Raw genomic sequence first — 7,969 nt, 5'->3', positions numbered from 1 at the left:
TGGTTATCTAATCGTTATAATCCCTGGTAGGGTTACCCACCAGTACGCCACGCCCGCCCGAAGCTTCGCGAAGTCGGTCAAGCCCGGTAGAGTTTGCACGGTCGTACCATCACGCGCGAGTGGCGAAATTGGCAGACGCGCCAGATTTAGGTTCTGGTGTCCACGGACGTAGGGGTTCAAGTCCCCTCTCGCGCACCTTTGACCGGCATATCTGCCGGATCGTCACACCGGGTGTCCAAGCGCTCTCGAGCACCTGGCGGGCGAGCTGTGACAATCCATTCTGACCTGCGCATATATTTGGCCTATCGGCCACAATCAACCCGATCGATGGCACGCGAGGGGTTTGCTGGATCGGGTGCGCACGATCCCCGCACTCATCCCACCCCAAGGTCATCTCCAAGAGTTGATCCATGGTCCAGTACCTACTGACCAGATTGTCCGGGTAGCTGACGGCGATCTCATCTACGGCGTGTCGTCGGTGATCGATGGTGGCCGAATCGCTGACAAGCATCTACCGACCACGCTATGGTGCCGCCCCTGCATTCGCCTGGAAGTAGCCACCACCAATTCCGGTGCCTGCTGCTCGGGCGACGCAGCACCGCCGACTTCTCGCATATCCCCCGGCAGCCGTCGATGAGCTTCTCGCGGCCGGCTTGCCATTCAGTCCGGCGCCCGGGTCAACCGCGCCTCCGTGGCGGCACGAGCGCCGTCGAGCACGTCATCAGCGCGCAGCGCTGTGTCTACCGCTACGCCGAAGACAACGGTTGGATCACAACCCAGGGACGCGGGGGGATCCCGCGTGCCCGGCCCACGCGCTGAAGTCCTCCGCCTGGCGTCAGGACAGTTTCGCGGTGGGGGCGAAGGCGGGCAGTTTTTCGAGACTGCTGCGCACGGCTTCGGCGCCGTAGTCGAACATCTGCCGCTCGTACTCGTCGACCGCGCCAAGCAGATCTTGGCGGCCTTCGTTGGCCTCGATCAGGCAGTGGCGCAGCAGGTCGGCGTCGCGCAGCGCGGTGTTCGCGCCGTTGCCGCCGGTCGGCGAGGTGGCGTGGATCGCGTCGCCGAGCAGGGTGACCGGACCTGGCGTCCAACGCTCACCCGGCTCGACTACCCGGATGGACAGCAGTGCGCTGTTGTCCGGGTCGGCTTGCTCGATCAGCGCGCGCAGTAGCGGGTGCCAACCTTGCACCCTGGACAGCACGGCATCCTGCGCGGTCAGGTCCGCGAGCGAACCGTTCGGCGGCAAGATCATGGCCCAGCGCACGTAGTCACCGGTGCCGGGCAGCACGACTTCGGGGGCCAGTTGTTCGGCGGCCTGCTTCGGCGGGGTGCGGAAGCGCATCGCGCCGAGCAGCAGGCTGACGCCGTCGCCGGCGATCTTCGAGCCGTATGCCTTGGACAGGCCCGCGAACTCGTCGGTCAGCGGGGTGCGGCCGATGACGAACCGGACGCCGGTGTCGGTCGGGGTGGTCTGCGGCGACAGCAATCCGCGGACCGCCGAAGTGACGCCGTCCGCGCCGACGAGCAGGTCGGCGGTGGCCGAGTCGCGGTGGGCGAACTGGGCTCGGACTTGGCCGTCGGCCAGGACGTCGTAGCCGGTGAGTGCGGCGTCGGTGTGCACGGTGAGGCCGGTCAGCAGCAGGTGTCGGAGCACTTGGCGGTCGACCACGATGCCGGTCCGGCTCGCGCCGAGCTTGCCGATCTCGTTGAGCTGCGGATCCAGGATCAACTGCTCGGCGGAGGCATCCATGACGATCTCGTCCAGCAGCGGGTGCCATCGGGCCGGCAAGCAGTTGCGCACCGCCTCGAAACCGGTCGGGTTCAGCACCAGCCGGTAGCCCTGAAATCGTGCGACGATCCCCGGGTCGCGCTCGAATACGTCGGCCTCGATCCCGGCACCGCGCAGGCCCTGCGCGAGAGCCAGACCTCCCAGACCGGCTCCGGCAATGGAAACTCGCATCACTGACCTCCACGACATCGAAATAACTCAGTTCTTCATGACGAACTAAGTTCTATAGAACGAACTTAGTTCGTGTCAAGCTATCGCGATCAGTCGATCCGGTCCACGCCCAGCCGACGCAGGCTCATCTCGCACTGGTGGCGCAGGAAGGCCGGGTGGCCGATCGGCACCCATTCGATCGGCCGCGGTTGCACCTGTCCGACTTTGGTGGCGATGAGCAGTTGGTCCGGGTACGGGTGCGGTACCGATCGTGGTCAGTGCGTCACTCATGATCGAATTTTCGAGCACCGCGCGACGGACTCGCTGCCCTGCTATCGGCCACAGATGTCCAACATCAGACCACCAGCTCCGTCGCGGGCCGCCTGCCCCGCACCGCACTAGAATGGTCGAAGCGATCAGATGCGACGGCGCGCCAAGGACGCTCATGTCTTCGATCCAGACGGCCGACCGGGGAAAGTCGAATTGGCAAGGGGCAATTCGCAACTGACGCTGCACGACTATCAGCTGGCACCACTGCATCCGATGTGCGACAGCGCCCCAACCCGCGCGGCGGAGCTACTGCACACCATTGGCGCGACTCGTTCCGAAGCCCGCCTGGTTCAATCCGAGTAGTTTTCGCCAACTTCTCTGATGTCGGGGTTGTCGTTCACGGATGCGAGTTCGGTCAATCCACGGAGAGCTTGTCTGTCGTTCAGATGCATCCCTGAGTCAGCGGTCGCCGCACAGGCTGGGCCGACCAAAACTGTCCTCAATTCGACCATGAGCGAGTCTTGCGAGGACTCACAACTTGTCTGCGGCGATTTCATAGATGATCTCGAGGCCGTCCTCGTCGTCGCATTGCTCTCCGACCTCGACGAAGCCGTACTGAGATGCCAACCGATACGAAGCTAGGTTGTCGGGGCTGATGGTGACTCGAACGGTTCTCACGTGGGGCTCGCGAGCAGCGCGCCGCAACAAGCACTCGAGTGCGGCGCGGGCGTAGCCGCGTCGCCGGTACGCCGGGTCGACGGCATACCCGATCTCCACCATCCCCGATGCGTCGGGAAGCCCGTGAAAGCCTGCCCTGCCCACCGCAAGTTGCTCTTGTTCGTCCCAGATGACACCGGTGACCCATCCCGCGCTGGCCGGTTCCTTCTCGACTTGTGCGCTACGCATCAGCCACAGCCGTCGCCACGCGGGGCCCGCGAAGTGAGCCGTCAGAGGGACCGGGCTGGCCGCATTCGCCGCCGCAAGATCGCCTGCCGCGAGCGCTTCGAAGGTTTGGCGGTTCAAGTGCGTTATGTGCACATTCGGCAAAGAACGCCGTTTATCCGCTGCGACCTGCCCGTGAGACATGGGGCAAACCTGCCATATGCTCTTGACCCGCGCACCAGAATATCGAGCCGGCACGTCTAGCCATCCGTCACTGACAGCTACTGACGTGCGCGAGATCGACTGCACACAACTCGCCTCCGCGCAGCTGCCTTACCGGCTGTTCAACCGTTTGCGCCCGCGGCAAGCAGGCTTACTAACAGTCGAACGACCGTACCTCCGTGAAGTTCTCCCAACTCCTTTCCCACACCTCCGCAGTACACCGACGCCTTGTGCCTCCCTCCTTCAACGGGCATCGTCGGCTTTCCTCCTTGGTTGTCGTGTTCTTGCCGCACTCGGTCTCGCCCTCGAGGAGGTCGATCTTGTAGGCGATCCCGGCGAGTACCCGCGTTCTGGCATCGAGGACTTTGATCAGCCTGTGCTGCATAGAGTCGTTGGAGCGTTGGTTGAAATAGTCCATCGCGAAGCGCGCTAGCTCTTGGACATGGTCGTCGGCGGGATCGACCTGGGACCAGGCATCTGACGGACCAGCTTGCGCCTGCGGTGCGCCGAGGGCGAGGGCCAGCCCAGCCCCGCACGCGCCGGCCAGAGCAAGAGCCTTGAAGCTACGTGAAGCGTTCACACTTCCTCCTCCAAGAACCGCTATCGGACCACCACACCGATTCGTACCGGACGGGAATACGGATGGGTCCCGGTACATCAGATCACGCACACATCACATAATTCGGCATTGCGGCGTGTTTGCGAGATCGCCTGCGAGACGACGGTTGTGGGCGATCGAACGCCCGGAACGGCGAGCGGTCGATGACTCGATCGAGTCCCCTCTCGCGCCCCCTCGAACAGGGCCTTGGATTGCTTCGGCCCCGACCATCAGCCGTTTGTAAGAACATCGCAAGGCTCGTGAAGATCATTGAGGCATCCGCGCCCGCGGTGTGACACAAGGAGAAGCAGTGGGTGGCATGGCCGATGATCAGAGTGCGAGGGGTCCGATCTGGGCGCGGCCTCGCTTTCTCAACACGTTGACGTTCATTACGTTCTTGGCCCTGGTGATCGTGCAGGGCATCTGGTGGCGCGATCATGGGAAACCGTTCTCGTGGATACTGTTGCCCGCCACGCCGTTGCTGGCCTTCCTGCCCTCGGGGCTGATCGTCAAGTCGTTCCGGAAACGGTGGACCGCGCGGTGGGCCGAGCAACACGGGTTCAGCTATCACCGTGCTGCCGGCTGGGCGGTACCGGCCTGGGACTTCCCGCCGTTCACCATCCGCCGGGCGCGACGCATGCGGGTTCGGGACGCTATGCAAGGCAGAGTCGGCGCCTACCCGGCGAGCTTCTTCCACCTCACCTGGCTCAACAACAACAAAATCAACGTGAGCACCCATTACCGGAATGTTTTCGTTCTGGAACTTCCCACGGCACTGCCCCGGTTGACGATGGGCCCCAACCTCGACACCACCGCCGGGACTCAGGTGGAGTTCGAATCCGCCGACTTCAACGACAAATTCGCGGTGTACTCCTCGGATCCGGCTTTCGCGCATGCGGTTTTCACCCCGCGCACCATCGACCGGCTGATCGACCTCGGCCGACGCGAACCAGCGGTGCGGCTGACCAAATTCGAGATCACCGGGAATCGCTTGGTCGGCGTAACCACACTCGGCAATCGTCCCTGGGAGATCACCTCGGTCTTCGACGCGATGCGGATAATCGCCGAAGGCATCCCGCGGTTTGTGTGGTCCGACAGCACTACGACAGCGACCACTCCGGAAAGGAACGTGGCATGAGCAGCACCGTCGGCATCCTCGTAGCCCTGGCGGGAACGCTGATCCTGATTCTCTGGTACTTCTCGATCTACAACGATTTTGTGCGGTTGCGGAACCTGGTGGCCGAATCTTGGCAGCAGGTCGGAGTCGAATTGCAACGCCGCCACGACCTGGTGCCGAATTTGGTCGCAACAGTCGAGCAGGCAGCGGCCTTCGAACGCGGAAGTTTGAAAGCAGTAGTCGAGGCGCGCAATCGTGCACACGTCGCCGGCACTTCGACATCGACGCCCGCCCAGGCACACCGCGCCGCGGACGTGTCGGAGGTTGCGACTGCGGAAAACGCTCTCACCACGGCATTGGGCAGCTTGCGGGCACTCGCCGAGCAGTACCCCACCATGGGCACCGTGCGAAACTACCGAGCGTTGCAAAGCGACCTGGCCGATATCGAAGACCGGATCGCCGCGGCGCGGCGGTTGTACAACGGCAATGTGCGGGCGTTGAACACAAAGATCGGATCCGTGCCCGCCGCCGCCGTCGCTTCTTTGCACCATGTTTCGCCCGCCGAATATTTCGAGATCAGCGGCCCCGAGGCAGGGGAGGTAACCGACGTCCGCCAGCTGTTCGACGCCTCATGAACGCCAGCCGCGATCGGGGGCCGACCGCCAGGGCCGCGGTATGACGGTGTTCGTGCCCACGTAGCGTTTGGTCCCCAAACGGTCCCCAGTCTGAGCGGAGACGGGCGGCGCACAGTGGTGGGGTTTCTCCAGACAGCCGCCCGCCAGCAGGATCCTCGACCTGCGCAAGCCCCAGGCCGGGGATCTCCCGGCCCGACCACCCGTCAAGCGGCCGTCACCCACGTCCGCTCACTCGTCGGCACCGACCGAATTGCTTGACACCAAACGACTTACGCTGATTTTCGTGCGTTGGCGTCCCGCGGATCTGCTCCTGTCCCGCCCCGCACCGGCTCGGCGCTAGCTGGAACAGCGTTCACGGCGTCATCGCGTGGTGGTTGATGGTGTGGAATGGGCGCTGCCGAGGAGATGACCTACTCGTCATTTCCTCGGCAGCTCGTATCCGAACAGGTACGAAATCGGAGGATTGATCAGCGAAAAGTGTTGCGGCGCGCGCGTGTTCGCCGGATGATCGACGGGTGAGCACAGAGGGAGGGGTTGCCACGCCGGCGGACCTGTCGTGGCTGCGGCGATCGCGCAGCGTGATCTTCGTGGCGCAACTGCTGGTCAGCCTGCCGCTGGTGGTGGTGACGGTACTGCTGCTGGGGTGGCTCGACCGAAAGTTGGGGTGGCCGCAGTGGATCCTTCCGGCGGCCTGGCTGATCTGGTGCCTCATCGCCCGCTACCGGCCTGTCCGGGTTCGGTTCGTCTCGCGGATGCGCTCACCGACAGCCGAGGAGGCCGCGTTGCTCACTCCGGTATGGACGACCGTCGCGCGTGCGGCTGGGGTGGACGGCGCGAAGTATCCGTTGGTGGTGCTGAGCGATTTCATGAGACTGGGTCCGGTTTTTCGCCCGCGGGCGGAGATCGAAGTGCCCGGCAGGGACTTGATCGAACCGGCGCCTCGTGGCCTGTCCATGCGATGTGCCTGGGGACTGGGCCTGCTCCTGATCGGCCCGTGGTTCACCCGTCGGCTGCCGGCCCTGTATAGCAGGCCTGCCTCGGTCATGGCGTGGTTGGTCGCGGCGGTGGTAGCGGCGGTGACAGTCGTGGCCTCGGCCGTGACAGCTCGTGGCAGGGCCAACATGGAGGGCGGCGTGTCCAAAGTGCACTTCGTGGTTGCGCAAACCCTGACGGTCGGGGCCATCGCCGGGGCGTTGCTGCTCGTGGTCGGCCTGCCAGGTGCCGTGGTGATCACGATCGTGTGTGTGCTGGACTCCTACGGGAAGGAGTTTCTGGGGCTGTACAGCGTTATCGTCGCCGATCGCGTCGCGGTCTGCCTCGGCTACGGCCGGGAACTGCGCGACGACCTGGCAGCGCATCCTAAGCAGGATCGCTTCCGGCGTGCCAATCCGTGGATCCGCGGCCGCCTCTGGCACCTGGATCGGCGAATGTCCACCGAGACAGTCGAATAACTGACCCGCCGTGTCGTCACGGAGGCGGTTGGGCAGGTGCGTACTGCGTGACGATCCACCGCCAGATCGCTCCACGACGTAGGCTCGCTCGGCGTCATCGAGGGCGTGCTCGGCGGAAATGCCGTGCCAGCGCGCGCGACAGGTGCGACAGCATGTCGCGGTGGCGTGCTGGCCGACGAAGACGGGATATCCGCGTGTTCAGTCATTGCAACGCTAGCCCGTCGCGGGCTTCACTTCGTCTCGGGCCGGCGCTGCCGTGCACTCAGCACGAGCGCGCCCGCCGCCAGCAGGTAGAACGGCGACATGAACAGCAAACCCGATACCTCAGTGGCGCTGTGCTCGAGCACCGACATCCCGCCTACTGCGCCGAGGGCGGCCAGAATACTTGCGGCCCAGCGCGTTCCGAGCCGTGCATAGCTGCGCGGCAGCACGAATACGACTGCGGGCAGCAGCACCACGAGGCCGGAATCTGCGACATATTCGAGCCATTGCTCGAGCAGCGGCGGCGACGGCAGCGAGACCGCCGCCACTTCGAACCCCGTGGCCTCGCTGTGGATCGCCCCCGCGTCACTGCCCGGCAGCTCCGGGAAGTTCGTATTGAGCACCTGCGGTAATGCGACCAGGACCAGGGTCAACACGCGCCAGCAGGTGACGGAGCGCCACCACCGCCTCAGCGACACCATCATGCCTCCGCCCTATCTGACCGACCTCTCCGCGGGCGACGCTACCGCGCAGTCCATCCGCAGCGAAATCCTGTAAATCGGCTACTTAACACTGGCGGTAGGACTCGATCCCGGCCAGGATCGGGTCCAGGTGCCCAGTGAGAAGCTCCCAAATCGGCTGCCCACCTGCAGT

7 protein-coding genes and 1 tRNA gene are annotated in these 7,969 nt (G+C 64.4%); 4 read left to right on the top strand and 4 right to left on the bottom strand.

Features of this window, described 5'->3' with window-relative positions; all coding sequences use genetic code 11:
- Positions 1-113 precede the first annotated feature (113 nt).
- Positions 114-195 (top strand) — tRNA-Leu (locus ACIBCN_RS41130).
- Between the two features lie 640 nt (positions 196-835).
- On the opposite strand, the gene ACIBCN_RS41125 is transcribed toward ACIBCN_RS41130, so the two are convergent.
- The 3 genes from ACIBCN_RS41125 to ACIBCN_RS41115 all read right to left on the bottom strand — a co-directional run bounded on the left by ACIBCN_RS41125 (position 836) and on the right by ACIBCN_RS41115 (position 3,893).
- The gene (locus ACIBCN_RS41125; RefSeq protein WP_396997858.1) at positions 836-1,960 is read right to left on the bottom strand and encodes an FAD-dependent oxidoreductase; all 1,125 of its coding nucleotides are present in this window, start codon (positions 1,958-1,960) and stop codon (positions 836-838) included.
- 780 nt (positions 1,961-2,740) lie between these two features.
- Positions 2,741-3,295, bottom strand: a complete 555-nt coding sequence (locus ACIBCN_RS41120; protein ID WP_396997856.1) for a GNAT family N-acetyltransferase — start codon at positions 3,293-3,295, stop codon at positions 2,741-2,743.
- A 172-nt stretch (positions 3,296-3,467) separates the two neighbouring features.
- Positions 3,468-3,893 (bottom strand): cystatin family protein, encoded by a 426-nt coding sequence (locus ACIBCN_RS41115; protein WP_396997854.1) that lies wholly within the window; start codon positions 3,891-3,893, stop codon positions 3,468-3,470.
- A gap of 337 nt (positions 3,894-4,230) precedes the next feature.
- Here ACIBCN_RS41115 and ACIBCN_RS41110 point away from each other — a divergent pair, with 337 nt between their 5' ends.
- The 3 genes from ACIBCN_RS41110 (at position 4,231) to ACIBCN_RS41100 (ending at position 7,114) form a co-directional block, all read left to right on the top strand.
- Positions 4,231-5,049, top strand: coding sequence for a DUF3137 domain-containing protein (locus ACIBCN_RS41110; protein ID WP_396997852.1), 819 nt, complete (start codon positions 4,231-4,233; stop codon positions 5,047-5,049).
- The gene (locus tag ACIBCN_RS41105; protein WP_396997850.1) at positions 5,046-5,663 is read left to right on the top strand and encodes a LemA family protein; all 618 of its coding nucleotides are present in this window, start codon (positions 5,046-5,048) and stop codon (positions 5,661-5,663) included. Before ACIBCN_RS41110 ends, ACIBCN_RS41105 begins: the two co-directional genes overlap by 4 nt.
- Positions 5,664-6,178: 515 nt before the next feature.
- Complete coding sequence (locus ACIBCN_RS41100) at positions 6,179-7,114, top strand: hypothetical protein (RefSeq protein WP_396997848.1); 936 nt, start codon at positions 6,179-6,181, stop codon at positions 7,112-7,114.
- Between the two features lie 230 nt (positions 7,115-7,344).
- Here the strand turns inward: ACIBCN_RS41100 and ACIBCN_RS41095 are convergent, their stop codons facing one another.
- Positions 7,345-7,800, bottom strand: a complete 456-nt coding sequence (locus tag ACIBCN_RS41095) for a hypothetical protein (RefSeq protein ID WP_396997846.1) — start codon at positions 7,798-7,800, stop codon at positions 7,345-7,347.
- Positions 7,801-7,969: the final 169 nt, after the last annotated feature.

This window comes from Nocardia sp. NPDC051052 (genome assembly GCF_044456045.1).
In the GTDB taxonomy this organism is placed as follows: Bacteria; Actinomycetota; Actinomycetes; order Mycobacteriales; family Mycobacteriaceae; genus Nocardia.
Note: the sequence above shows the minus strand (reverse complement) of the source record. Positions and strands in the feature narration are given on the sequence as shown.

Bases quoted from the DNA above. Each gene is read 5' to 3' on its own strand.
- ACIBCN_RS41125 (WP_396997858.1), bottom strand. From the start codon at position 1,960: ATGCGAGTTTCCATTGCCGGAGCCGGTCTGGGAGGTCTGGCTCTCGCG.
- ACIBCN_RS41120 (WP_396997856.1), bottom strand. From the start codon at position 3,295: ATGTCTCACGGGCAGGTCGCAGCGGATAAACGGCGTTCTTTGCCGAAT.
- ACIBCN_RS41110 (WP_396997852.1), top strand. From the start codon at position 4,231: ATGGCCGATGATCAGAGTGCGAGGGGTCCGATCTGGGCGCGGCCTCGC.
- ACIBCN_RS41105 (WP_396997850.1), top strand. From the start codon at position 5,046: ATGAGCAGCACCGTCGGCATCCTCGTAGCCCTGGCGGGAACGCTGATC.
- ACIBCN_RS41095 (WP_396997846.1), bottom strand. From the start codon at position 7,800: ATGATGGTGTCGCTGAGGCGGTGGTGGCGCTCCGTCACCTGCTGGCGC.